The 22,646-nt window shown below is 64.2% G+C and carries 23 protein-coding genes and 1 tRNA gene; 11 read left to right on the forward strand and 13 right to left on the reverse strand.

The annotated features are described in order from the left end of the window. Positions 1-144: 144 nt before the first annotated feature. Positions 145-1,131 (reverse strand): NAD-dependent epimerase/dehydratase family protein, encoded by a 987-nt coding sequence (locus ACVJ19_RS12855; RefSeq protein WP_453948814.1) that lies wholly within the window; start codon positions 1,129-1,131, stop codon positions 145-147. Between the two features lie 191 nt (positions 1,132-1,322). On the opposite strand from ACVJ19_RS12855, the gene ACVJ19_RS12860 reads away from it, so the two are divergent. Together ACVJ19_RS12860 and ACVJ19_RS12865 are read left to right on the forward strand one after the other, a co-directional pair. Then, positions 1,323-1,583, forward strand: coding sequence for a hypothetical protein (locus ACVJ19_RS12860; protein WP_453948813.1), 261 nt, complete (start codon positions 1,323-1,325; stop codon positions 1,581-1,583). A gap of 3 nt (positions 1,584-1,586) precedes the next feature. After that, positions 1,587-2,237 carry a nucleotidyl transferase AbiEii/AbiGii toxin family protein gene (locus ACVJ19_RS12865; RefSeq protein ID WP_453948812.1) on the forward strand — a complete coding sequence of 217 codons (651 nt, stop codon included), beginning with the start codon at positions 1,587-1,589 and terminating at the stop codon, positions 2,235-2,237. Positions 2,238-2,390: 153 nt separating this feature from the next. Here the strand turns inward: ACVJ19_RS12865 and ACVJ19_RS12870 are convergent. Continuing rightward, positions 2,391-2,465: transfer RNA gene (locus ACVJ19_RS12870), tRNA-Gly, on the reverse strand. A 274-nt stretch (positions 2,466-2,739) separates the two neighbouring features. Between ACVJ19_RS12870 and trxA the strand changes: the two genes are divergently transcribed. Together trxA and ACVJ19_RS12880 are read left to right on the forward strand one after the other, a co-directional pair. After that, positions 2,740-3,663, forward strand: coding sequence for a thioredoxin (gene trxA, locus ACVJ19_RS12875; protein WP_453948811.1), 924 nt, complete (start codon positions 2,740-2,742; stop codon positions 3,661-3,663). Between the two features lie 106 nt (positions 3,664-3,769). Further along, positions 3,770-4,447: an LON peptidase substrate-binding domain-containing protein gene (locus tag ACVJ19_RS12880; RefSeq protein WP_453948810.1), complete on the forward strand. Its 678-nt coding sequence runs from the start codon at positions 3,770-3,772 to the stop codon at positions 4,445-4,447. A 113-nt stretch (positions 4,448-4,560) separates the two neighbouring features. Here ACVJ19_RS12880 and ACVJ19_RS12885 read toward each other — a convergent pair whose 3' ends face one another. The 5 genes from ACVJ19_RS12885 to ACVJ19_RS12905 form a co-directional block, all read right to left on the reverse strand. After that, positions 4,561-7,062 (reverse strand): EAL domain-containing protein, encoded by a 2,502-nt coding sequence (locus ACVJ19_RS12885; protein ID WP_453948809.1) that lies wholly within the window; start codon positions 7,060-7,062, stop codon positions 4,561-4,563. A 218-nt stretch (positions 7,063-7,280) separates the two neighbouring features. Beyond that, complete coding sequence (locus tag ACVJ19_RS12890) at positions 7,281-7,874, reverse strand: cytochrome b/b6 domain-containing protein (RefSeq protein WP_453948808.1); 594 nt, start codon at positions 7,872-7,874, stop codon at positions 7,281-7,283. Positions 7,875-7,931: 57 nt separating this feature from the next. Further along, positions 7,932-8,210 (reverse strand): PepSY domain-containing protein, encoded by a 279-nt coding sequence (locus tag ACVJ19_RS12895; protein WP_018648269.1) that lies wholly within the window; start codon positions 8,208-8,210, stop codon positions 7,932-7,934. Positions 8,211-8,444: 234 nt separating this feature from the next. Then, complete coding sequence (locus tag ACVJ19_RS12900; protein ID WP_453948807.1) at positions 8,445-9,245, reverse strand: SDR family oxidoreductase; 801 nt, start codon at positions 9,243-9,245, stop codon at positions 8,445-8,447. A gap of 73 nt (positions 9,246-9,318) precedes the next feature. Beyond that, positions 9,319-9,669, reverse strand: a complete 351-nt coding sequence (locus ACVJ19_RS12905) for a hypothetical protein (RefSeq protein ID WP_453948806.1) — start codon at positions 9,667-9,669, stop codon at positions 9,319-9,321. 90 nt (positions 9,670-9,759) lie between these two features. Between ACVJ19_RS12905 and ACVJ19_RS12910 the strand changes: the two genes are divergently transcribed. Both ACVJ19_RS12910 and ACVJ19_RS12915 read left to right on the forward strand, forming a co-directional pair. Next, on the forward strand, positions 9,760-10,290 hold the full coding sequence (locus ACVJ19_RS12910; protein ID WP_453948805.1) for a TetR/AcrR family transcriptional regulator: 531 nt from the start codon (positions 9,760-9,762) through the stop codon (positions 10,288-10,290). A 60-nt stretch (positions 10,291-10,350) separates the two neighbouring features. Continuing rightward, positions 10,351-10,548 carry a Trm112 family protein gene (locus ACVJ19_RS12915; RefSeq protein ID WP_211405158.1) on the forward strand — a complete coding sequence of 66 codons (198 nt, stop codon included), beginning with the start codon at positions 10,351-10,353 and terminating at the stop codon, positions 10,546-10,548. A 204-nt stretch (positions 10,549-10,752) separates the two neighbouring features. Here the strand turns inward: ACVJ19_RS12915 and ACVJ19_RS12920 are convergent, their stop codons facing one another. After that, the gene (locus tag ACVJ19_RS12920; protein WP_453948804.1) at positions 10,753-11,973 is read right to left on the reverse strand and encodes a ubiquinone biosynthesis hydroxylase; all 1,221 of its coding nucleotides are present in this window, start codon (positions 11,971-11,973) and stop codon (positions 10,753-10,755) included. 206 nt (positions 11,974-12,179) lie between these two features. On the opposite strand from ACVJ19_RS12920, the gene tesB reads away from it, so the two are divergent. After that, positions 12,180-13,043 (forward strand): acyl-CoA thioesterase II, encoded by an 864-nt coding sequence (tesB, locus tag ACVJ19_RS12925; protein WP_211411398.1) that lies wholly within the window; start codon positions 12,180-12,182, stop codon positions 13,041-13,043. Positions 13,044-13,105: 62 nt separating this feature from the next. Here tesB and ACVJ19_RS12930 read toward each other — a convergent pair whose 3' ends face one another. Genes ACVJ19_RS12930 through ACVJ19_RS12945 form a run of 4 tightly spaced genes read right to left on the reverse strand, consistent with a single transcriptional unit; the run spans position 13,106 to position 18,085 of the window. After that, positions 13,106-14,068 (reverse strand): Bug family tripartite tricarboxylate transporter substrate binding protein, encoded by a 963-nt coding sequence (locus ACVJ19_RS12930; RefSeq protein WP_453948803.1) that lies wholly within the window; start codon positions 14,066-14,068, stop codon positions 13,106-13,108. Positions 14,069-14,119: 51 nt separating this feature from the next. Beyond that, positions 14,120-15,343, reverse strand: coding sequence for a CaiB/BaiF CoA transferase family protein (locus ACVJ19_RS12935; protein ID WP_453948802.1), 1,224 nt, complete (start codon positions 15,341-15,343; stop codon positions 14,120-14,122). Positions 15,344-15,367: 24 nt separating this feature from the next. Then, positions 15,368-16,507 carry an FAS1-like dehydratase domain-containing protein gene (locus ACVJ19_RS12940; protein ID WP_453948801.1) on the reverse strand — a complete coding sequence of 380 codons (1,140 nt, stop codon included), beginning with the start codon at positions 16,505-16,507 and terminating at the stop codon, positions 15,368-15,370. Positions 16,508-16,522: 15 nt separating this feature from the next. Next, entirely contained in the window at positions 16,523-18,085 is a 1,563-nt protein-coding gene (locus ACVJ19_RS12945; protein ID WP_453948800.1) for an acyl-CoA synthetase, read from the reverse strand. A 186-nt stretch (positions 18,086-18,271) separates the two neighbouring features. On the opposite strand from ACVJ19_RS12945, the gene ACVJ19_RS12950 reads away from it, so the two are divergent. Further along, positions 18,272-19,048 carry an IclR family transcriptional regulator gene (locus tag ACVJ19_RS12950; RefSeq protein ID WP_453948799.1) on the forward strand — a complete coding sequence of 259 codons (777 nt, stop codon included), beginning with the start codon at positions 18,272-18,274 and terminating at the stop codon, positions 19,046-19,048. Positions 19,049-19,116: 68 nt separating this feature from the next. Here the strand turns inward: ACVJ19_RS12950 and ACVJ19_RS12955 are convergent, their stop codons facing one another. Beyond that, a complete protein-coding gene (locus ACVJ19_RS12955; protein WP_453948798.1) occupies positions 19,117-20,004 on the reverse strand; it encodes a GYF domain-containing protein in 888 nt (295 codons plus the stop codon). 238 nt (positions 20,005-20,242) lie between these two features. Here ACVJ19_RS12955 and ACVJ19_RS12960 point away from each other — a divergent pair, with 238 nt between their 5' ends. From ACVJ19_RS12960 to ACVJ19_RS12970, 3 genes are all read left to right on the forward strand, one after another. Next, a complete protein-coding gene (locus tag ACVJ19_RS12960) occupies positions 20,243-20,581 on the forward strand; it encodes a P-II family nitrogen regulator (RefSeq protein ID WP_453948797.1) in 339 nt (112 codons plus the stop codon). Positions 20,582-20,659: 78 nt separating this feature from the next. Continuing rightward, complete coding sequence (locus ACVJ19_RS12965) at positions 20,660-21,961, forward strand: ammonium transporter (RefSeq protein WP_453948795.1); 1,302 nt, start codon at positions 20,660-20,662, stop codon at positions 21,959-21,961. A 310-nt stretch (positions 21,962-22,271) separates the two neighbouring features. After that, entirely contained in the window at positions 22,272-22,610 is a 339-nt protein-coding gene (locus tag ACVJ19_RS12970; RefSeq protein ID WP_008142813.1) for a P-II family nitrogen regulator, read from the forward strand. Positions 22,611-22,646 lie beyond the last annotated feature (36 nt).

Below are 22,646 nucleotides of genomic sequence, written 5' to 3' on the forward strand. Positions count from 1 at the left end.
GTGGCTCAATTTGCAGGCAGCGGGAAGCGCCCACATCAAAAATGCGAAAACAACCCCATGCACAGTAGAACGGCTGAGCCCGCGTCGCGCCCGGTGAACCCGGACAGACGCTTGATGCGTCGAGCAAAACAACGAACGCGGCGTTTACGAGGCGACCGGGTAGGGCCCGTCGTCGAACACCGCGTCATGATAGCCTTTCGACCCGACCTCGCGCGCCAGCGTGCTGCGGAAATCCTGACCCGCACGGAGGCTCTGCAGCACATGCGCGAAGTCGAATTCGGGTTGCCAGCCCAGCTCGCGCCGGGCGCGCGCGTTGACATAGACGCGGTCGATCTGCGGAAACAGGCGCCAGCCGCGCGCCGCATAGAGCTGCGCACAATCCGGATGGAGCGCGCGCACGACGCTTGCCGCGTCATCTGCCAGCGCTCCGAGATGATGCGGCTCGAACGGGCTCGTGGCCGAAACGATGTAGCGGGCAAAACCGATTTTTGGCGCACGGTCGACGGTGAGCAGATGGGCGCTCACCGCGTCCGCGATGTCGAGCCGGCGATAGAGCAGCTCATTGGCCTGCGCGTTGTCCAGCGGATAGGCCGACCGCATCGCTGGATCGTCGTCGTCCTCCGGAAAGAAGCGCGAGGTCCGCAGGACAACGACCGGCAGGCCGCGCTCGCGAAAGAACAATTCGCACAACGTCTCCGCCATCAGCTTGGTGGTGCCATAGATGTTCTTGGGCACCGGCGGCAGATCCTCCGTGACCCACACCGCGGCCTGCCCGGCTTCGGGGCGAAGCTGCGAGCCGAACGCGCTGGTGGTGCTGGTGAAGACGAAGCTCTTCACACCGGCGGCGGCCGCCGCCTCGAGCAGGTTGAGCGTGCCGGTGACGTTGGTGTCGACGAAGTCCTGCTTGCCGTGGGTCGCCACATGCGGCTTGTGCAGCGTCGCGGTGTGGATGACGGCGGTGACGCCGTCCATCTGCTCGCGCACGAACGCGGGATCGACGATGGAGCCGACGGCCTCGGTGAAGGGCGAGGGCTTCAGATCGATCCCGCGCGCGGGCGAACCGCGCGCCTGGAGCGTCCGCAAAAGGGCCTCGCCGAGATGGCCTGCGCTGCCGGTGACCAGAATTGTCATGTGAGACCGATTGAACCAACCGCCAACGGCGGAAAGCCGCCGTCCGTTCCGAAGCGTTTAGCCGAGGTTTGCCGCAAATCCACCGGCTGGATGGAACAAAAGGCAAACAATTGACCGCGAAGACCGTTAGAGGGAGTGTAGGTGCTCCCATGTCAATCCTATATTGACCGGGTATCGAGATAGTGACGCAGATGAAGAGCCCCATCCTTGTTCTGACGACCGTAAATGCGCCGTACAGCAAAAAGCTGGACGCGCAGGAGCTTGTCCATTGTCTGCTGGATCCCTCTTCGGCGAAGGCGGCCTGCGGCCCTATGTCGTCGTTTTTTGGTGACGTTAAACCCGAATTGCAAATCGCATTCGCTGAGATGCACGGCATCAGCCACGATCAATTGGTTGCCGCCGCGAAGGCATTTGCCGAATTTTCGGGACAATCCTTTCCGCTCGCGGCGTAATAAATGAACGCTCAATCAGATTGGGCGCAACTTTTTCGCATTGCCTGTGCGATGATCAGGCAAGTCAATGCCGAAGAGAACATCATTGATGGTTGGACGTTCGGCGGCGGCACAGCGATGATGCTGCAGATCGATCATCGGATAAGCCAGGATGTCGATATCTTTCTTCCGGACCCTCAAGTTCTTTCCTTCCTCGATCCACAGAAGCATGACTTCAATTTCGAGATCAGGCCCGCCGACTACAATGGAGATGGCGCACGGTCTCTGAAGCTCGGCTTTGAATTTGGTCAGATCGATTTTATCGTCGCGTCATCACTAACTTCCTCGCCGACAACGGAAGCGACCGTTGAAGGCGAAATGATCCTTCTGGAGACAATCCCGGAGATCATTGCAAAGAAGGTTTACCATCGAGGCAACAGCATCACGCCGCGCGATATCTTTGACATCGCAGCGAGCAGTGAAATGCACGCGGAATCCATTATCAAGGAGCTGGCCCGCTATCGCGACCGCGTCGCAAGTACGCTGGCCGCAATCGACAAGCTGAAGCCTGATTTTGTGGACGCGGCGATCAATCAGCTCTCGATCAAGGACGCCTATAAGCTGATCGCGAACACAGCGCTGGAAAAGGCCAAAGACCTCCTTCGCGCTGTATAGCTGGGAGCGCCCCAGGATTACGGCTTGACGCCCATTGCAGCTTCTGGGGGCTTCGAGCAACGCGCCCCACGATTCCCAGATCAAAAACGGGGGCGTAGAGGGCTCACCCCGGCAGGGGATAGCCAACTCATTTTTGGATGCTCTGGGAAAAATTGGAGCGGGCGAAGGGGCTCGAACCCTCGACCCCGACCTTGGCAAGGTCGTGCTCTACCACTGAGCTACACCCGCATCCTGTGTCGGTCGCGTGACGCGCCGGCAACGGCTGTCGTATGCCAAAAGCGGGAGGGGAATGCAACAGCTACCGGCAGCATAGATTCGCAATTGGAAGCCCAATATGGGCCCCGAATGCGACCAAATCGCCCGAAATTGCCCCGGAACCTCCGAATCGGCCCCGACGGATTGAAATTCGGCCCATTCGGCCCAATTTAGGAGCCGACAACAAGCATCGGCATTGGCGACGTGCTAAACAGCCGCCATTCCAGACATCAGACGAGGGGATCCCGTGACGATCATCGACCAGGGTAACGGAGCGGCGGGCCCGGCTGCGGCCGATCTGATCAAGGACACCACCACCCAGACCTTCGTGAAGGACGTCATCGAGGAATCGAAGCGCCAGCCGGTGCTGATCGACTTCTGGGCGGAGTGGTGCGGCCCCTGCAAGCAGCTCACCCCGATCCTGGAAAAGGCGGTCAAGGCGGCCAAGGGCAAGGTCAAGCTGGTCAAGATGAACATCGACCAGCATCCGGCCATCCCGGGCCAGATGGGCATCCAATCGATCCCGGCCGTGATCGCCTTCGTCAACGGCCAGCCGGCCGACGGCTTCATGGGCGCGGTGCCGGAGAGCCAGCTCAACGCCTTCATCGAAAAGCTGACCAAGGGCGTCACCGCGCCGGGCGAGGTCAATGTCGCAGAGATCGTGCAGGAAGCCGATGCCGTGCTCGCCGAGGGCGACGCCGCAGCCGCCGCGCAGATCTATGCCGAGGCGCTGCAGCATGATTCGACCAACATCGCGGCCCTGGCCGGCCTCGCCAAGTGCTACGCCGTCTCCGGGGCGATGGAGCAGGCCAAGCAGACGCTGGCCATGGTGCCGGAATCCAAGCGCAACGATCCCGCGGTGAAGGCCGTGCAGACGACGATCGATCTCGCCGAGCAGGCGGAGCAGCTCGGTCCCGTGGCCGAGCTGGAACAGAAAGTCGCCGCAAACCCGCTCGATCATCAGGCCCGGTTCGACCTTGCGACCGCGCTCAATGCCCAGGGCAACCGCGCGGCCGCCACCGACCAGCTGCTCGAGATCATCAAGCGCGACCGCAAGTGGAACGACGACGGCGCCCGCAAGCAGCTCGTGCAGTTCTTCGAAGCCTGGGGCGGCATGGATGATGCAACCGTCGAGGGGCGCAAGCGCCTGTCGACGATCCTGTTTTCGTAGGCGCGGTTGTTTTGGAGCATGATCTTGTCGGAAAACCGCTACACACTTTGCGCTAACGCGGCCCTCCGGGTCCGGACCATGCTCTAGCCAAGTCAGCGGGGACCAGATGCCGATCAACATCGAATATCGCGGACCCGCCGACCTTCCCGAGATCATTCCGGTGTTTCCGCTGCCGGGCGCGCTGCTGTTGCCGCGCGGCCAGATGCCGCTCAACATCTTCGAGCCGCGCTATCTCGCGATGGTCGACGATTGCTTCCGCGACGGCCATCGCCTGATCGGCATGATCCAGCCCGACGTGGCGCACTCGCCGAAGAATTCCGACAAGCCGGCGCTGTTCCGCGTCGGCTGCGTCGGCCGCATCACCCAGCTCGCCGAATCCGGCGACGGACGCTACATCCTCGAGCTCACCGGCGTCGCGCGCTTCAAGGTGGTCGAGGAGCTCGAGGTGCTCACCGCCTACCGGCAGTGCAAGGCGGATTTCTTCGCCTTCGTCGACGACTTCACCGCGCGCATGGGCGAGGACGAGGTCGACCGCGAGGCGCTGCTGTCGGTGCTCGCCGACTTCCTGAAGGCCAACAATCTCAAGGTCGACTGGGAGGGCGTCGAGAGCGCGCCCAACGAGGCGCTTGTCAACGCGCTGGCGATGATGTCGCCTTACGGCCCCGCCGAAAAGCAGGCCATGCTGGAGGCGCCGGACCTCAAGACCCGCGCCGAGATCCTGATCGCGGTCACCGAGATGGACCTCGCCAAGAAGCGCACCAGCGGCGATCCGCCGTTGCAGTGAGGGTCTAAAGCATGATCCGGAAAAGTGCGAAGCGGTTTTCCGAAAGGATCATGCGTAAACAACAACCTAAAGCGCGATGACGATTCATCCCAATCTCATCGCGCTTTAGCGGCTCACGCCGCACGAATGGCTGCTCCGGAACCTCGCCGCAGCATTCTGGCGACGTCGGATGCAGGCATCGGCCGGCTGAAATAATAGCCTTGCGTTTCGCCGCATCCTTCTTCGCGCAGGATGTCGAGCTGCTCCTTCGTTTCGACGCCTTCGGCGGTCGTCGTCTTGCCGAGGCTGACTGCGAAACGAACCACGGCTCGCGCGAGATGGCGCGCTTCTGCCCGCGCGCTTGATAGTTCGCTGACGAAACTGCGGTCGATCTTGACCTTGTCGAACGGGAATCTCTGCAGAAAGCTCAGCGATGAATAGCCGGTGCCGAAATCGTCAAGGGCGATGCGCACGCCGAGCTCACCCAGCTGAGCGAGCACAGCAAAGACGGCTTCGCTGTCATGCATGATCACCGTCTCGGTGACCTCGAGCTCGAGCCTGTGCGGCGCAAGCCCCGAACTCGCCAGTGCGCCGACAATGACCGGAACGAGCTCCTTGCTCCTGAATTGAGCGGGTGACAGGTTGATTGCGATCCTGACATGTGCAGGCCATGTGGCCGCTTCCGCGCAGGCGGTCCTCAAGACCCATTCTCCCAGCGGCACGATCAACCCGGTCTCCTCCGCAAGCGGGATGAATTCGCCCGGCAGGACCAGGCCTCGCTGCGGGTGATGCCAGCGCAGCAGGGCCTCGAAGCCACAGGTCTTGCCGCTGGCGGCGCCGACGAACGGCTGGTAGTGAAGCTCGAATTGTCGGCCGGCAAGCGCATCCCGCATGTCGCGCTCCAAATTGCGTCGCGCATGCATGAGCTCGTCGAGCTCCGGCTCGAAGAAGCGGAATGCACCACGTCCACCACTCTTGGCCGAGTAGAGGGCGAGATCCGCGCTCTTCATGATCACGTCGGAATCGTTGCCATCACGCGGCGCGATGGCAATGCCGATGCTGGTGCCCACCGTGACGCGGTGATCGCCGAGATCGAAGGGTTCGCAAAGCGCCTTCCTGATGTTCTCGGCAAGGGCGGCGGCCTCCACGGCCGGGTTGGTCACGTAATCGATCACCGCGAACTCGTCGCCGCCAAGCCGAGCGATCACCGCGGTTCCCGTGACGCATTCGCGCAGACGCGCAGCGACCACGCGCAGCAGGGCATCGCCCGCCGGATGTCCCAGCGTGTCGTTGACCTCCTTGAAACGATCGAGGTCGAGCATGAGCACGGCCAGATCGAGGCCACCATTGCGCGTCACCGCGATCGCATGCTCCATCCGCTCTCTGAGCAGCACGCGATTTGGCAGATCGGTCAACGCATCATGCTGCGCCATATGGGTGATCTTGGCCTCGGACCGGCGTTGCTCAGTGACGTCGAGATGCGTGGCCACCCAACCGCCGCCGGCCATTGGCTGTCGCGTCACGCAGATCAACCGACCATCCGCGAACTCGTCGATTCTGCTCGAGACTGCATCGAACGGCAACGCGGCCAATTTCGAGGTGAAGTGCTCGGCAGCGCCTTCGCTGGTGTCGCCCTTGAGGATGCCGTTCACAACGCGATGCCTGATGATATCGCTGTGCAGTGTCCCTGTTCTCAGCAGTTCCGGCGGGAGCCGATAAAGTTGCGCATAACGCTCGTTGCAGACGACGAGTCGCTTCTCCGCATCGAACATGCAGAGAGCCTCGACCATGTTGTTGATGGCCGTATCCAATCTGATTGTCTGATCCTGGAGTTCCTTTTGCGAATCTTCCACCTGTTGCCTGGCGAACGAAAGCTCCCTGATGATTTGCTCGAAGCGGCTGGTTCTGGTCGCAAGCCGACGATCCGCCAGCACGCCGACGAGGCTCATCCCGAGCAGCGACAGGGCCACACCCGCAATTGCGATGGCGAGGAAGGTGGGCGAAAGCGACAATCCATCGTGTGTCAGCGTCAGGTCTGGAATGATCTGCACGGCCCCCATGGCCGTGAAATGGTGCGACACGATGGCGAGCGTCAGCAGCAGCGCCGCAGCGAAGGCGCCCCGCTTGTCCTTGCGGCTCAGGGCGACCGCGAGTGCAGCGTAGCCCAGGACCATGCCGAGGACGATCGAGACGAACACCAGCTCCGGCGACCAGGTCACGCGACCCGGCACTTCGAGGGCCCACATGCCGAGATAGTGCATGCTCGCAATACCGGCGCCGATGATGCCGCCGCCGGCAGCCGCGCGCCACCGGCCGGAATTTCTGACGGCAACGCCAAAACCGACTGAGGTCAGGATCATCGCCGCGGCGAGCGACAGCGCCGTCAGAACAATACCGTAATCAGTAGGGACGCCGGGCTCGTAGGCGAGCATTGCAACAAAATGCGTTGCCCAGATTCCGTAGCCGATGGCGGCGCCCGCGATCGCGATCCAGATCAGCCGCGCCCAGGCTTGCGACGCGATCGCGCGATGAAAGATGCTGACGGCTACAACGCTCGCAGCGAAGCAAACCAGGCCAGCCAGCATGACAAGCCGCCAGTCGTGCTCCGCCGTGAGGCAGGTAAAAACGCGGAACATGCAATATCGCTCCCTCGTCAATACTATCGAGGATTGAGCTGATCAGGCTTTCGCCGCGTTAATTTTCTGCAATGCCCGGTTGCATGCCTATCGCGAGGTAAATGCTTCCCGGCAAATGACGCCAGTTGGCGGTAGTTGTGCGGGTGAAGATGGTTCCCGCCCGTGAAACTACGCGGTTGAGCGGGCCTGTGGTTGCTCGGGAACTCGACCGGTTCCGCTTAGGGATGATGCCGGATGCGCTTGCGGCCGGTAATCATGGCACGGATCAGGTTCTCGCGCTGAAGAAGCCCCATCAGCAGCACGCCCAGCACGTGCAGTACGACCAGCACGATGACCGCGTCCGATGAATAGTGATGGGTGTCCTCGACCCACCAGAGGCCGAAGAAGGTCGCCGTCACCGACATCGCGCCCGTGATCGCCGAGACGGCGACCGCCAGCAGCAGCGCCACCAGCATCAGCGTGCCGGCGGGATTGAGCCCGATATAGCGGCCGGTGATGCCGCGGCGCAGATTCCAGAGATAGCGTGGCGCGGCACGAAGCCTGACGCCGACCATGCGGAAGCGGGAGTAGCGACTGCCCCAAAAACCCCAGACCAGACGGAAGGCGAGAAGCCCGAGCACCGTGTAGCCGACGATGCGATGAAGCCGGTCATAGACGGTCGGCGTGAACCACGCGGCCAGGATGCTGGCCGCGAAAGCCCAGTGCCACAGACGTAACGGGAGATCCCAGACTGCGACCGTCCGCGAAGCGGTCCGATCCGCGGGGGCCCTGTCGGACGCCCCGCGCGCTTCTGGCACCGCTTCTTCGATCAAGCTGGGACCACCCTCGAGCCTAACTCTGCGCGGTCGATTTCGCGCAGCTTGACAAGCCTACTTGGCAATCGTGTGCTTCAGGCTGAGATCTTCCGGGCTGTAGAACAGCTCGTAGAGCTTGCCTTCCTTGACGCCGTACACCTCGTAGCACGAGCCTTCGATCTTGGAGCGCCGCACTTCGTAGCCCAGCGCCTTGGCCTTGGCTTCAGCTTCGCTGGCCGGCTTCCACGACGCCTTGTCGAGCTTGGTGCAGTCCTTGAAACCGTCGGCCATGGCCGTCGATCCCGCGCCAATCCCGACCGTCAGTGCAATGGCAACAACACGAATGACCTTCACGAACTTCTCCTCCTCTGTCGTAGGCGCTGCGCGGAGCCGCGAGCGGCACCGAAGGAAGCAAAGGAGGAGGTGAAGTCAATCGGGTTCGGGCATGGATCGCTTTAGATAAGTTCTAACATCGGCCAAAAGCCGAGTGCTCTCCGTGCGCAGTGCACATTTGACCCGCCTCTGCGACCTTACGCCTCACAGGCTCGTGGCGCACCGCCGGCCCGGCCAGTTGTACCAGGCCGCGCCTCACGCCGCAGGATAGTTGCGTCGCAGCCAATCCGCCCAGGAGAGCTGTCCGCGAACACCTTGGTTGACGACGAACCCCATGCCGCGCGCCCTCGCGCCCGATAGGTTCATCGGCAGGATTTTTTGATGCCATCCCCGGGCGTCCTGATACCGGCGGGCCAACGAGACGAGCTCGAGATCTTCGGGACCACCCATCTCGACACGCTCGCCACGCATTCCGTCGAAGGTGCAGGCCACGACGTGGTTGGCGACGTCCGACGTGTCGACCGGGTTGAACAGTGTCGTCGGCACCGGCCACATCGGAAGCCAGCTGAGGCCCGCGAGCAGCCGGTCGAGAAGATAGTAGAACGGCATCGCGCGAACGACGGACCAGGACAGTGCTGACGCACGCACCAGCCGTTCCCCGGCGAGCTTGACCCGCGCGTAGGGCAAGGTTGCCTCATCGAGGCCGACGATCGAGACGTGGAGAAAGTGCCGCACCTTGGCCTCCCCGCAGGACGACAGCAGCCGTTCAGTGCCCTCGACGTCCACGGCGGAGGGCGAGGTGAAGAAGTCCGTCGGACGAATGCCGCCGCGCCGCGCGATCGGCGAACAGGTCGCCGCATTGATCACCGTATCGACATCGCGTAGCGCGTCCCGCAACCCGGCGCCCGTCGCGAGGTCGCCGATCGCCCATTCGACATCCGATCGCGTACCCGGCGCTCGTGCAAACACCCGAACCTGACGTCCGTCGTGAACGAGACGATCGACGATATCCCGGCCAAGATGGCCTGTGCCCCCGGTGACGAGTGTCAGCGTCATGCTCCTGGCTCCATCCGTCTTGCACGGCGGCCGTCGTTCGAAATTGCCCGTGACCGCCTCGACGTAGCGAGGCTCAATAGCCGGCGATCGCCATCGCGACGACCGCACTGAGCATCATCCAGCCGAAGTGCCGGCCGCGCGTAGCCGATGCGTTGGCGAGAGCGGAGAAGCCGAACACGCAGGCCATGGTGGCGACGATCCAGTGGCGTGCCGGCTCCGAGCCCATCCAGGGCGTCGCGATGAGGAGTACGCCCCCGCCGATCCAGGCGACGGTCGAGGCCTGCCAGACCAGGCGGATCAGGGTGCGCAGCCGTTCCGGCTCGATGCGCGCGCGGACGAACACCTTGGCCTCGCCGAGGTAGCCGTGGATCAAGGCCACGGCAATGGTCAGGACGCCGGCGCACTGGAGCAGGAGATCACGCATCAACGCCTCCATACAGTTATGTATGGTGAGATGGCGGCTAGCCTGCCGCCTGTCAATACACTAGTGTATGGCTCGATCCTGGGAACTGATATGACCGAGCAGCTCTCCGCCGACGACTGGACCAGCCAGGGCCTGAAGACGCTCGCCAGAAACGGCTTCACCGCGTTGAAGGCCGATCCCCTCGCCAAGGCCATGGGGGTTTCGCGCGGCAGCTTCTATTGGCATTTTGCCGATCTCGGCGCGTTCCACGCCGCCGTGCTGAAGCGTTGGCGCGAGATCGCGGCCGAGCAGATCATCGCCGACGTCGAGGCTGCCGGCGACGAGCCGCTGCAGGCGCTGATGCGCAGGTCCTTCGGCGCACGGCTCGACCTCGAACGCGCGGTGCGCAACTGGGCGGCGTTCGATGCGGGCGCGCAAGGAGCAGTGCGCGCGATCGACCGCCGCAGGCTCGACTATATCGAGCAGCTGCTGGAGAAACGGGGGCTTGCCCCCGCGACGGCGACGGCCCGCGCGCAGATCCTGTACTGGACCTTTCTCGGCTTTGCCCTGTCGGGGGCGCCAGTGCCGGCGGCGCGGCTTCAGGGCATGCTCGACGAGATTCTGCGGATGGTTTCGGCCTGAGCCCGCGATGGGCGGGCGCAAATTTTTGTGCTAGAGGGCAGCCAACCGCCGGAGACAATGATGAACTCGCCGACCGAACGTCCCGAAGCCAGTGTCGATCCCAAACTGCTGGAGATTCTGGTCTGCCCGCTGACCAAGGGCCCGCTGGAGTTCGATTCTGCAAAGCAGGAACTGATCTCGCGCAGCGCCAAGCTCGCCTATCCGATCCGCGACGGCATCCCGATCATGCTGCCGGAAGAGGCACGCAAGATCGATTGAAGCTTGGCGCGATGGCCGCGCCACACGCTCAGCCGTCGTCCTGGCGAAGGCCGGGACCCATAGCCGCCGAATTGCGTTGTCGTGCGAGCTGGTCACTCCGAGTCTTCGCAACACTCTTGCTGCGGAGTATGGGTCCCGGATCTACGCGCGCTTGGGGCGCGCTTGTCCGGAACGACAGTGGAGGGTGTAGCGCCAGCGCGCCCCCTACAACGCCTCGCCCTTCAGCAGCCGCGGCACCTCGCCGGTGAGGCCGGCGGCCTGGCGGATGAAGAGATTCTTCAGCGGCGGGGCGCGGTCGACGAGGCCGAGGCCGATGTCGCGCACCGTGCGCAGCAGGGCCGACTGGTTGGAGAACAGGAAGTTCAGCGAGTTGGTGGCAACACCCATCGCCATGGTGTCGAAGCGGCGCCAGCGCTGGTAGCGCTCGAGCACGTCGGCGCCGCCGAGGTCCATGCCGAGCCGCGCGGCGTCGACCACGACCTCGGCCAGCGCGGCGACGTCCTTCAGCCCCAGATTGAGGCCCTGGCCCGCGATGGGGTGGATGACATGGGCGGCATCGCCGACCAGCGCGAGGCGCTCGGCGATGAAGGAACGGGCGACGAAATAGGACAGCGGAAACGCGCGCGGCTTGTCGAGCGCCTTCACCTCGCCGAGGTGCAGGCCGAAACGCTGCTCGAGCTCGCTGTGAAATTCCTCGTCACTGAGCGCAATGACGCGCGCGGCCTCGGCCCGGCGCTCGGTCCACACCAGCGAGGAGCGTTTTCCGGTGAGCGGCAGGATCGCGAAGGGGCCAGCCGGCAGGAAGTGTTCCTCGGCACGGCCCTCGTGATCGCGCTCGTGGCCGACGGTGACGACGATGCCGGACTGGTCATACTCCCAGCCGTGAGTGGCAATGCCGGCGCGCTCGCGCAGCTTCGACCGCGCGCCATCGGCGGCGACCAGCAGGCTGGCGGCGATCACGCTGCCGTCGCCGAGCGTCACGTCGATGCCCTCGCTGCGCGCGTCATAGGACGACACCGTCGTGGCGCGAAGATCGATGCCCTCGGCCTCGGCACGCACCACCAGCGCATCGATCAGGCGGCGGTTCTCGACCATGTGGGCAAAGGGCTCGCCCGGCGCGACATCGCCGGCGAAGTTCAGGAACACCGGACGCGTGGCGTCCTCCAGCTTCGAATCGGTGACGACCATATCGAGGATCGGCTGCGCCTCGCCCCTGACGTCATCCCAGGCGCCGATCGCCTCGAACAGGCGGCGGCAGGCGGCGACGATCGCGGTGGCGCGCGGGTCCCGGCTCGGCCGCGTGCCGAGCGCGGGATCGGCGACGATGACGGGGATCTCGGGGCCCAGGCCCTGGCGCAACGCCAGTGCCAGCGCGAGGCCGGCGAACGCGCCGCCGCCAATGACAATGCTTCCCTGTACCGACATACCAAGCTTCCCGGTCAATTCTCGGTCTTGCTAGCAGACTTGAGCTGGGCGAAACAGTGCGGTGAAACAAGGGCGGAACGGCCCCCATTGTGTCATTCCGGGGCGCGCAAAAGCGCGAACCCGGAATCCAGAGGTTATCAGCTCGAGATTCCGGGCTCATCGCTGTCGCGATGCCCCGGAATGACGGGTCTTTGCGGGAGCATTCCATGTCCAAAAGCCTGTTCGACCTCATTTCGATCCTCGACCTCGAACAGCTCGAGGTGAACCTGTTCCGCGGCAACAGCCCGAAGACGGACTGGCAGCGCGTGTTCGGCGGCCAGGTGATCGGGCAGGCGATGGTCGCGGCCTGCCGCACCGTCGAGGGCCGTCTGCCGCATTCGCTGCATTGCTATTTCATTCTGCCGGGCGACCCGAAGGTCCCGATCATCTACCAGGTCGAGCGACTGCGCGACGGCAAGAGCTATTCGACCCGCCGTGTCACCGCGATCCAGCACGGCAACGCGATCTTCTCGATCATGGTCTCGTTCCATGCCGAGGAGGAAAGCGCCTTCGATCACCAGGACAAGATGCCGGACGTGCCGCCGCCGGAAAAGCTGACGGCGGAGGAAGTCGCAAAGCAGCCGATCTTCAAGGAGATGCCGGAGTTCATCCGCCGCTACTACGAGATGGACCGTCCGATCGAATTGCGCCCGGTCGAGATCGGCCGCTATTTCGGCCAGAAGGTCGACGACGGCCGCATCCATATCTGGATCCGCACGGCTGCGAAGCTCCCCGACGATCCCGCGCTGCATCTGTGTGCGCTGGCTTACGCATCGGACTTCTCGCTGCTCGACGCGATCATGGCGCGTTACGGCCGCACGCTGTTCGACAAGCGCATGATGCCGGCGAGCCTCGATCACGCGATGTGGTTCCACCGTCCGTTCCGGGCCGACGAATGGCTGCTCTACGCTCAGGATTCGCCGAACGCGCGCGGCGGCCGCGGCCTGTCCCGCGGACTCATCTTCAAGCCCGACGGCACGCTGGTGGCCTCAGTGGCGCAGGAAGGCTCGGTGCGCGAGCGCAAGGCATGATCCCGAGAAGTGGGAACCGGTTCTCGGACGAGATCATGCTCGAGCAAAGAGCCTGATCGGCGTCAGCCGCCCTGCAGACCCGTCGCCTTGATCACCGGTCCCCATTTCAGCCGCTCCCGCGTCTCGAAGCGGGCGAGGTCCGTCGGCGTGCCGCCGGCGGGATCGAAGCCCAGCTCCTGCAGCCGCTTCTGCGTCTCGGGCAGTGCCAGCGCCTTGGCGAACTCGCCGTTCAAGAGCTCGATGACCGCCGGCGGCGTGTCGCGCGGCGCGTAGAAGGCATTCCATCCCGCCATCTCGAAATCGGGCACGCCCTGCTCGGCGACCGGTTTTACGCCCGGCAGGAGCGCGCTCGGCTTCAGCACCGTGATGCCGAGCGCCTTCAACTTGCCGTCGTCGATCTGCGTGCGCACCGCCGTGACCGTATCGATCAGCAGCGGCACCTGCCCGCCGAGCACGTCGGTCATCGCGGTCGCCGATCCCTTGTAGGGAACGCCGAACATCGGCGCGCCGGTCTTCTCCTTGAGAAACTCGAAGATGACGCGCGCCGTCGTGCTCGGCAGGGCGATGTCGATCCTGTCGGGCTTCGCCTTGGCTGCGCTGATCAGATCGGCCACGTTGTTTCCGGCGAAGGACGGGCTGGCCGTGATCACCAGCGGCAGTTTGCCGACCAGGATGATGGGGGCGAAATCCTTGTCCGGCACGAAGCCCAGCGAAGGATACATGAACTCGTTCATGGTCTGCGTCGCGTTGGTGCCCATCAGCAGCGTGTAGCCGTCGGGATCCGAATGCGCCGCCTGCTCGGTGCCGATATTGCCGCCGGCACCCGGCTTGTTCTCGATATAGAAGCGCTGGCCGAGCGTGCGCGACAAATGATCGGCCAAATATCGCGCGACGACGTCAGTGCCCTGGCCCGCCTGATAGGGAACGATGATCTTGACGGGCCTCGTCGGATAGCTCTGCGCCAGGCTTGCGCAACTCCATAGCAGGGCCAGCAATCCCACGGCCCATCTCGCGGATCTCAGCATGCTCGTTTCCTCTCGTTATGATTATTTTGGTCGTCTTCTTGTTGGGTGGTCTTATCGTTGCGCAGGGTCCTTCCGTTGCGACGCGACGATTCCGGTTTCGATCAGGCCGTCGATCGTACGCTCATCGAGGCCGGCATCCGCCAGAATGTCGCGGGCATGCTCGCCAAAGCGGGGCGGCCGTCGGGTGGCGCCGCCTGGTGTCTGAGTAAGCTTCACGGGAATGCCCGGTGCACGATGGCCCTCGCTCTCGACCAGCATGTCGCGGTGGGCGACATGGGCTTGCGCGAACGCCTGCGGCACCGTGTTGACGGCGCCCGCGGGAACGCCGGCCTGCATCAAGTCGCGGCAAAGGGCCTCCGACTTGAAGCCGGCCAGCGTGCGCTCCAGCTCGGCGCGCAGCGCTGCGACGTGGGTGAGCCGATCGGCGTTGGTCCGAAAGCGCGGATCATCCAGCAGATCGCCGCGCCTCACTTTCTGGCAGAAGCGGCGGAACTGGCCGTCATTGAGGATGCCGAGGAAAATCTCGCCATCGGCCGCCGCGAACTTGTCGTAAGGTGCGATGTTGGGATGGGCGCTGCCGAGCCGGCCGGGCGTGCTCCCTGAGCAAAGCCAGTTCGCCGCGTGCGGGACCAGAAGGCCAAGCGCCGTGTCGAACAGCGTCACCTCGACGCGCTGCCCCCGTCCGGTCCGCTCGCGCGCCGCGAGCGCGAGCAGGACGCCGGTGAGCGCATTGTAGCCGGTGACGTAGTCGACGATGGGAACGCCGACGCGCGTGGCGCCCGAATCCTGCGTCCCGTTGATGCTCATCAGGCCGCACATGGCCTGCAGCACCGCATCGTAGCCGGGCAGGCCGCCGAGCGGCCCGTCAGCGCCGAAGCCCGAGATGGCGCAATAGATCAAGCGCGGAAAGCGCGCTGACAAATTAGCCTCGTATCCAAGCCCCCAGCGCTCCATCGTGCCCGGCAGGAAATTCTCCACCAGCACGTCGGCATCCCGCAATAGCGCTTCGAGCACCGCGCGCCCGTTGGCGCGCGACAAATCGAGCGCCATGCCGCGCTTGCCGCGATTGACGGCGCCGAAATACGCCGCCTGTCCCGCCGCATCGAAGGGCGGTCCGAGGCCGCGCGTTTCGTCACCGGATGGCGGCTCGATCTTGACAACGTCGGCGCCATGATCGGCCAGCATCTGCGTGCACAGCGGCCCCGCCAGCACGCGCGAGAGATCGACGACCTTGAGGCCGGTCGCCGCTCCGCGCGTGAGATCTGGTGCGGGCATGCTCATGCGCCCAGTTGGTTGCTGTCAGCTGCGGCTTGGCAATTCCACGATGCCGGTTCCGAGCACGGAGAGTTCGTCGTCCTGGTTGCGCGCTTCCTGCTCGATCTCGACGAGATGACGGCCGTTCTCGATGAATTTGCGCTTCACCTTGCCCTTGATGAACAGGATGTCGCCCTCTGGATTGTGCCGGCGGATCTTGCAGGTCGCGCGGCGCAGGAAGCCGTCATCGCCCATCCAGTTGGTGAGGTGATGGGTGAGCCAGGAGCAGCGCTCCGGACCGTAATCATACGCGCCGGGCGCGCCGACCTCGAGCGCGAACTCCTCCTCCCAGTGCACGCGCTCGGGGCAGTCGGGGATATTGAAGCGGTTGGGAATGCCGAGGCCGCGATGGGCATCGGCGAGTTTCCAGGCGAGCTTGTTGGCGCGGATGTAGAGGCCGCCCCAGCCTTGCGCATAGGCGATGAAGCCGGTGACGGTCATCGGCCCCTTCAGCATCACCGGCAGCGCCTCGCCTTCGGTGACGTCCTGCCAGTAGCGCGGACGCGAGCCCTGGATCCGCTCGTCGGCATAGTGCTTGTAGGCCGCGGCGAGCTCCTCGTCGCTGTAGCGGCGCGGCGCACGGGCCTTGACCTCCCGGTATTTGGTGCCCTGCTCGCGCGCGTGGTCGCGCTCGGTGCGGAAGCACCAGCTGTCCGCCTCGGCGACGAGGTCGCCCTGCTGGTTGAAGAAATCAACGTGATAGGTCTGCTGGATGGCGCGGCCGGCAAAGCGTGTCTGATGCTCGACGAGGTCCTTCAGCTTGGCTTCGGTCGAAATCACGTCGTTGCGCCTGACAGCCTTGTGCCAGGTCCAATCCGCGCCCGACCACATAGCGTGGACGCCGGGCAGCCCGCCGACATAGCCCGACACGATGCGGCTGGTCGAGAACAGGAAGCTCGGCAGCGCGATGATGCCGCCGTAAGCGGACTTGGCGGCGTAGTCAGGATCGCACCACAGCGGATTGTCGTCTCCGATACCGTGCGCGTAGTGACGGATGTTGTCGCGCGTCGCCTCGTAGCACCAGGGCTCGGCGGTCACGCCGATGGCGACGCCGATGCGCTTGCGCAGATCGTCGAGACCCTCTTCGGTGATCTTTGGAAACCTGGTTTCGGTCTTGTCCAGCATGTGACGTTCCTCTGTTTAATTCGTCGTTTCTGATTGCTTGATGGCCTGCTCGCGGTCGCGCAGCACCTTGCGGTTGACCTTGCCGGCCGGGGTCTTCGGCAGCTCCGTGACGAAGCTGACGACCCGCGGATATTCGTGATGGCTGAGACGCTGGCGCACGACGTCCTGGATCTCGTGCTCGAAGGACGTATCGCCCGGCCGGTCGGTGACGACGAAGGCCTTCACCACCTGTCCGCGGAGCGGATCGGGCACGCCGATGGCGGCGGCCTCGCGCACTTGCGGATGCTTCAGGATGGCGTCCTCGATCTCGACGGCGCTCATGGTCCAGCCGGCGGAGATGATGACGTCATCGGCCCGGCCGCCATGGTAGAAATAGCCGTCCTCGTCGATCCGGCCGAGGTCCTTGGTCGCGATCCACTCGCCGCGACGCCAGACCTTCAGCTCGCCGGTCACGCCGGGCGCGCAGGGCTTGCCTTCGGCGTCCTGCACCTCGACACGTCCGCCGGGGATCGGCTTGCCCAGGGATCCCGGCTTGACGACGAAATCGCGTGCGCCGGGATAGCTCACCAGGATCACGCCGATCTCGGTGGTGCCGTACATGCTGCAAACCTGATGGCCGAAAGTGTCGTACGCGAAGGCCGCCGTCTCGCTGTCGATCGGCTCGCCGGTGAACGACAATTTCTCCAGCGCATAGCGGTAGCGCGGCGCGGCGCCCGAATTGCGCATCATGCGATAATGCGTGGCAGCCGCGGAGATGTTGGTGAACCGGTGCCGCTCGAGCGCCTCCAGCAGTCGCTCCGGATTGAACTTGCCGGCATAGGCTCCGATGGTGATACCGAGGGCCAGCGGTGCCAGCGTGCCGTGCCAGAGCCCATGTCCCCAGGCCGGCGATGATGGACAGATGAAGCGGTCGCCGGGACGCAGCCCGGTGCCGTACAGCGCCGCCACCATCAGCGTGACGATCGAGCGATGGGTGTGCTTGACCGCTTCGGGCAATTCGCGCGTCGTGCCCGACGTATATTGATACAGGGCCATGGCGTCGGCCGCCGTATCAGGGGTGAAGCGCGGTGCGAAGCGCTGCAGGCCGCTCAGGAACGCGTCATCGGCGACGACGACCTCCGTGCCGATCCCGGCGAGCAGCGGCGCCTTCTCCGCGTTCGTCACGATCAGCCGCGGCTTGCAATCGTCGACGCGCAGCTTGACGCCGTCGGGTCCGAACAGCGTGAACAGCGGCACGGCGATGGCGCCGGCCTTCATGGTGCCGAACACCGCCACGTAGAAGGCGCGCGAGGGCTCCAGCATGACCGCGACGCGATCGCCGGCCTTGATCCCGCGGCTCACCAGATCATGTGCGAAGCGCGAGGAAGCTTCCGCGAGCTCGGCAAAGCCCAGCACCTCGTCCGGCCCGTCGGCGCGGACGACGATCACGGCCGGATCGGAGCGGCCGGCGTGCCGGTCGATGCACTCATGCGCGATATTCAGCTGCTCGCGATTGCCGTCGAACAATTCCCACAGCTTCTCCGGGGAGAAGATCGTCTGCGCGGCGGCGTAGCTCGTGAAGTCGGTCAGCTTGGTCATGACCGGCAAGATACCGACGGCGCGCTAATTGTCAAATAGCACCATTAATTGTATATGTACAATTAATGAGAATCGCGCCGGAGCTCGCAGCGCGTGCCGTGGTGAGGCGAAAGATCAGCGCCGCGCTAGCGCTGCCTCGATGAGTTGCTGTTGTTGCACTCCAGCCGCTGTTGTACCGATACGATCATGCCGAATGCCAAATCACCCCGTGTCCGCGCCGTGCCCGCGGTCACGCGCGCCGTCGCCATTCTCCGCCTGCTCAGCCGCAGTCCTGCGCCGCAGAGTCTCAAGGCGATTGCGGAAACTCTCGACCTGGTGCCGAGCACCGCGCTGCACATCGTGCGCGCGCTGCTCGCGGAGGATCTGCTGCAGGTCGATCCGCAGACCAAACGCTACAGCCTCGGCGTCGGCATGCTGCCGCTGGCGCGTGCGGTGCTCGAGAATGCCGATTTTCCAAGCCTGATGCGGCCGAAGCTCGAGGAGCTTTCAAGCCGCTACGGCGTCACCGCGATCGGCGTCGAGGTGCCGGACCTCGACAACATGATCGTCGTCGCGCTGGCGCGCAGCCAGGCGCCGGTGCGGCTTCATGTCGACATCGGCAGCCGCTTTCCGGCGCTGATCAGCGCCACGGGACGCTGCGTCGCCGCCTTCAGCGGCCAGCCGGACAAGGAGATCGAGAAGCGCTTTCGCCTGCTGCGCTGGCACAACGCGCCGACCTTCGAGGCCTGGCGCAAGGAGGTCGACCAGGTGCGCAAGCAGGGTTTCAGCATCGACCGCGGCAATTACATTGCCGGCGTGACGATCATCGCCGTGCCCGTCCTGAACGCGAAGGGGACGATCTCGCACACCATCGCGGCCGTCGGCCTCGGCAGCCAGCTCGACCGCACAAATTCGCTGGCGCTGGCGCGCGACATGCGCGCCGTCGCGGAAACGATCGCGCCGCAACTGTCAATTCACGCCTGACCTGTCGTACGAGCCGAAAGAACGATCGATCGCCGCAAGCGCGATGAACGCGCTTGCGGCTTTCCGGATCATGCCCCCAGCGAGCCGCGCGGAGCGAGCTCGGTCTGCGAGGCAAACCAGTTCATGATCCAGCGATACACCCACGGGATCGGAATGATGAGGCTGCACAGGATCGCAGCCACGATGCCGCGCCAGAGGATGTCGAGACCGCTGCCCTTGAACACGATCTCGCGCCGCGTGCCCTCGATGCTGCGGCAGAACCAGCGCATCTGGGCCGCGGCCACCCAGGCCCAGCCAATGATGGTGATGATCGAGATCGCGAACAGCAGATTCCAGCCGATATAGGCCCAGACCGAACCGGAGAAGCCGAGACCGAGCGGCTGCCCGTTGGAAGCGAGGTTCGCGACCATCCATTTGATCAGCAGCCAGTAGAGCACGATCTGGACGATGAACAGCAGATTGCTCAGCAACTGGCTGCCGACGAAGCCGAGCGCGATCGCCAGAACGATGAAACCAAAAAACCAGGGCACCAGCGTCATCGCGCTGCCGGTGAAGCTGAGATTGGGCCGCCCGGGGACCTTGACGCAGGGTACGATCCATTTCGTGTACCAGACGAACAGCCACGGCACCGGAATGATGAAGCACGAGCCGATCACGAGCACGAGCGTGCGCCAGGTGAACTCGAGGATACCGAAATCGACGGCCAGCGATCCTCCGCCTCCGCCGCCGGCATAACCACCGCCGCCCATCATCGGCGAGCCGCCGGCTGGAACCATCGGAGGTGCACCGCCGCCGACCAGGCCGGGAATCTCGGCGGCCTTCTGCCAGCCGGCCATGCCCTCGGTCCACACCAGCGTGTCCGGGCGGACGACGCCCTGGGCGATCAGATCGCGGAATTGTCCTTCCGGGAAGGGCCCCTGCTGCTTGCCCTCGGATGCGTAGAACCAACTCGCCATGAAGCGTCCCCCTCGAACATACTTATGTACCGGCCAGGACGCTTCGGTTCACCGCATCCATGCCAAAAATGCATTGTGAAGGATGAACAGCTGCCCTGTACAGAGGCGGCCATTCACATGGCCAAACGTTTTTCCGCTTCAATCTGCAACTTTTTTGTGCCATTTGCCCGGAAAGATGCCAGATTGACGCGGCGCCGGGGACATACGGCGCGGCGCATCCCGGGGAATAGGCCTGACCATGAAACTCGTCGTCGCGATCATCAAACCCTTCAAGCTCGATGAGGTCCGCCAGGCCCTGACGGCGATCGGCGTCCACGGCATGACCGTGACCGAGGTGAAGGGCTATGGCCGCCAGAAAGGCCACACCGAGATCTACCGCGGCGCCGAATATGTCGTGAACTTCCTGCCGAAGCTGCGCATCGAGATCGCGGTTGCCTCCGACGTCGCCGACAAGGCGGTCGCCGTGATCACCTGGACGGCCCGCACCGGCCAGATCGGTGACGGCAAGATCTTCGTCACGCCGATCGACCACGCGCTGCGCATCCGCACCGGCGAGACCGACAGCGACGCGCTCTGAATTAAACACGACTGCTTCGATCGCACCGGGCAACGACGCCACAGCGTGCGACGTAATTTCTATGCTGGGGGAAATGACATGGCGGGATTGCTGCGCCGTGCAGCCGCTTTGGCTGCGCCGATCGGACTTGCGTTGGTCGTGGCCGCACCGGCGCAAGCGGCGGCAAACGAGATCAACACCGCCGACACCGCCTGGATGATCGTCGCCACCGCGCTGGTGCTGATGATGACGATCCCGGGTCTTGCGCTGTTCTATTCCGGCATGGTGCGCAAGAAGAACGTGCTCGCCACCATGGCGCAGAGCCTCGCCGCGGTGACGATCATCTCGATTCTCTGGGTCGCGTTCGGCTATTCGCTCTGCTTTGTCGGCGACGGGCCGTGGATCGGCACGCTCGACCGCTGGTTCCTCGCCGGCATGACGCTCGACAGCGTCAACCCCGCGGCGAAGACGATCCCGGAAGCGTTGTTCATGCTGTACCAGATGACGTTTGCGATCATCACGGTGGCGCTGGTCGCGGGCTCCGTCGCCGACCGCATGCGGTTCTCCGCCTATCTGTTGTTCTCCGTCGCCTGGTTCATTTTCGTCTACATTCCGCTGGCGCATTGGGTCTGGGGCGGCGGCTTCCTCAACAGCCTGGGCGTGATGGATTTCGCCGGCGGCCTCGTCGTGCATCTGTCGGCCGGCACCGCGGGCCTCGTCGCCGCCAAGGTGATGGGACGCCGTCATGGCTACGGCACCGAAAATCTCTCGCCGTTCGATCTCTCGCTCGCGGTGATGGGCACCGGCCTGTTGTGGGTCGGCTGGTTCGGCTTCAACGGCGGCTCGGCGGGCGCGGCCAATTCGCGCGCGGTGATGGCGATCATCGCCACTCATCTCGCCGCCTGCGCCGGTGCGCTGACCTGGGGCGCGATCGAATGGTCGACCCGGCGCAAGCCCTCGGTGCTCGGCATGATCTCCGGCGCGGTCGCCGGTCTCGGCACCATCACGCCGGCCTCTGGATTCGTGGCACCCTGGCACGGCATCGTGATCGGCATCATCGCCGGCGCGGTGTGCTACTGGGCCTGCACCTGGCTGAAGCACCGTTTCAACTATGACGATTCGCTCGACGTGTTCGGCGTCCACGGCATCGGCGGCCTGACCGGCACCCTGCTCGCCGGCGTGTTCGCAACCAGTGCGATCGGCGGCACCGCCGGCCTGCTCGAGGGCCATCCGCAGCAGCTCCTGATCCAGCTCTACGGCGTCGCGGTCACCTTCGTCTGGGCGGCAGGTGTGAGCTTCATCCTGCTCAAGCTGGTCGGCCTGTTCGTGCCCTTGCGCGTATCTCGTGAGCACGAGCTCGAGGGATTGGATATTTCGCAGCACGGCGAAGCCCTGCAATAGGCCTCTGCGCTACGTAATTACCTTCTCGCTGCCCGACGCGTGAGCAACATTGTGTCGGCAGCCTGTCGTGCCCGCTTATTGAGCAGCGGTGATTAGCTTTTGAGCGCGACGTAATAGCGCACTGCACCGCAATACGCGCCAAGCGCGAAAACACCCGCTTTCATAGTCCGTTAGGCAATACGCCCGATCTGGCACGGCATTTGATTCTAGGGGTCCGGCTGTGCCCGCGTAGTGAAACTTCTCCCTCGTGGCGAACCAGTCGAGAAACGCCCGGCCACGTCCGGACCGGGCCCAAGCGGGGATAGGACCCATGAAAATTGTTATGGCGATTATCAAGCCATTCAAGCTGGAAGAAGTCCGTGACGCCCTGACCGCCATCGGCGTTCACGGTCTCACGGTGACGGAAGTCAAGGGGTATGGCCGCCAGAAGGGCCATACGGAAATCTATCGCGGCGCCGAATATGCCGTGAGCTTCCTGCCCAAGATCAAGATCGAGGTCGCTGTCGCCTCCGACCAGGTCGACAAGACCATCGACGCCATCACGTCCGCTGCGAAAACCGGACAGATCGGCGACGGCAAGATCTTCGTCATCAATCTCGACCATGCGGTTCGCATCCGCACCGGCGAGGCCGATGCCGCGGCCCTCTGATTTCGCGCTCAACCTTATCCAATCAGGAGTAAATAA

This window comes from Bradyrhizobium sp. USDA 376, assembly GCF_054063675.1.

Bases quoted from the DNA above. Each gene is read 5' to 3' on its own strand.
- ACVJ19_RS12860 (WP_453948813.1), top strand. From the start codon at position 1,323: ATGAAGAGCCCCATCCTTGTTCTGACGACCGTAAATGCGCCGTACAGC.
- tesB (WP_211411398.1), top strand. From the start codon at position 12,180: ATGTCCAAAAGCCTGTTCGACCTCATTTCGATCCTCGACCTCGAACAG.
- ACVJ19_RS12885 (WP_453948809.1), bottom strand. From the start codon at position 7,062: ATGTTCCGCGTTTTTACCTGCCTCACGGCGGAGCACGACTGGCGGCTT.
- ACVJ19_RS12855 (WP_453948814.1), bottom strand. From the start codon at position 1,131: ATGACAATTCTGGTCACCGGCAGCGCAGGCCATCTCGGCGAGGCCCTT.
- ACVJ19_RS12865 (WP_453948812.1), top strand. From the start codon at position 1,587: ATGAACGCTCAATCAGATTGGGCGCAACTTTTTCGCATTGCCTGTGCG.
- ACVJ19_RS12945 (WP_453948800.1), bottom strand. From the start codon at position 18,085: ATGACCAAGCTGACCGACTTCACGAGCTACGCCGCCGCGCAGACGATC.
- ACVJ19_RS12900 (WP_453948807.1), bottom strand. From the start codon at position 9,245: ATGACGCTGACACTCGTCACCGGGGGCACAGGCCATCTTGGCCGGGAT.
- ACVJ19_RS12920 (WP_453948804.1), bottom strand. From the start codon at position 11,973: ATGTCGGTACAGGGAAGCATTGTCATTGGCGGCGGCGCGTTCGCCGGC.
- ACVJ19_RS12880 (WP_453948810.1), top strand. From the start codon at position 3,770: ATGCCGATCAACATCGAATATCGCGGACCCGCCGACCTTCCCGAGATC.
- ACVJ19_RS12955 (WP_453948798.1), bottom strand. From the start codon at position 20,004: ATGGCGAGTTGGTTCTACGCATCCGAGGGCAAGCAGCAGGGGCCCTTC.
- ACVJ19_RS12970 (WP_008142813.1), top strand. From the start codon at position 22,272: ATGAAAATTGTTATGGCGATTATCAAGCCATTCAAGCTGGAAGAAGTC.
- ACVJ19_RS12960 (WP_453948797.1), top strand. From the start codon at position 20,243: ATGAAACTCGTCGTCGCGATCATCAAACCCTTCAAGCTCGATGAGGTC.
- ACVJ19_RS12935 (WP_453948802.1), bottom strand. From the start codon at position 15,343: ATGCCCGCACCAGATCTCACGCGCGGAGCGGCGACCGGCCTCAAGGTC.
- ACVJ19_RS12940 (WP_453948801.1), bottom strand. From the start codon at position 16,507: ATGCTGGACAAGACCGAAACCAGGTTTCCAAAGATCACCGAAGAGGGT.
- ACVJ19_RS12965 (WP_453948795.1), top strand. From the start codon at position 20,660: ATGGCGGGATTGCTGCGCCGTGCAGCCGCTTTGGCTGCGCCGATCGGA.
- ACVJ19_RS12910 (WP_453948805.1), top strand. From the start codon at position 9,760: ATGACCGAGCAGCTCTCCGCCGACGACTGGACCAGCCAGGGCCTGAAG.
- ACVJ19_RS12905 (WP_453948806.1), bottom strand. From the start codon at position 9,669: ATGCGTGATCTCCTGCTCCAGTGCGCCGGCGTCCTGACCATTGCCGTG.
- ACVJ19_RS12950 (WP_453948799.1), top strand. From the start codon at position 18,272: ATGCCGAATGCCAAATCACCCCGTGTCCGCGCCGTGCCCGCGGTCACG.
- ACVJ19_RS12930 (WP_453948803.1), bottom strand. From the start codon at position 14,068: ATGCTGAGATCCGCGAGATGGGCCGTGGGATTGCTGGCCCTGCTATGG.
- ACVJ19_RS12915 (WP_211405158.1), top strand. From the start codon at position 10,351: ATGAACTCGCCGACCGAACGTCCCGAAGCCAGTGTCGATCCCAAACTG.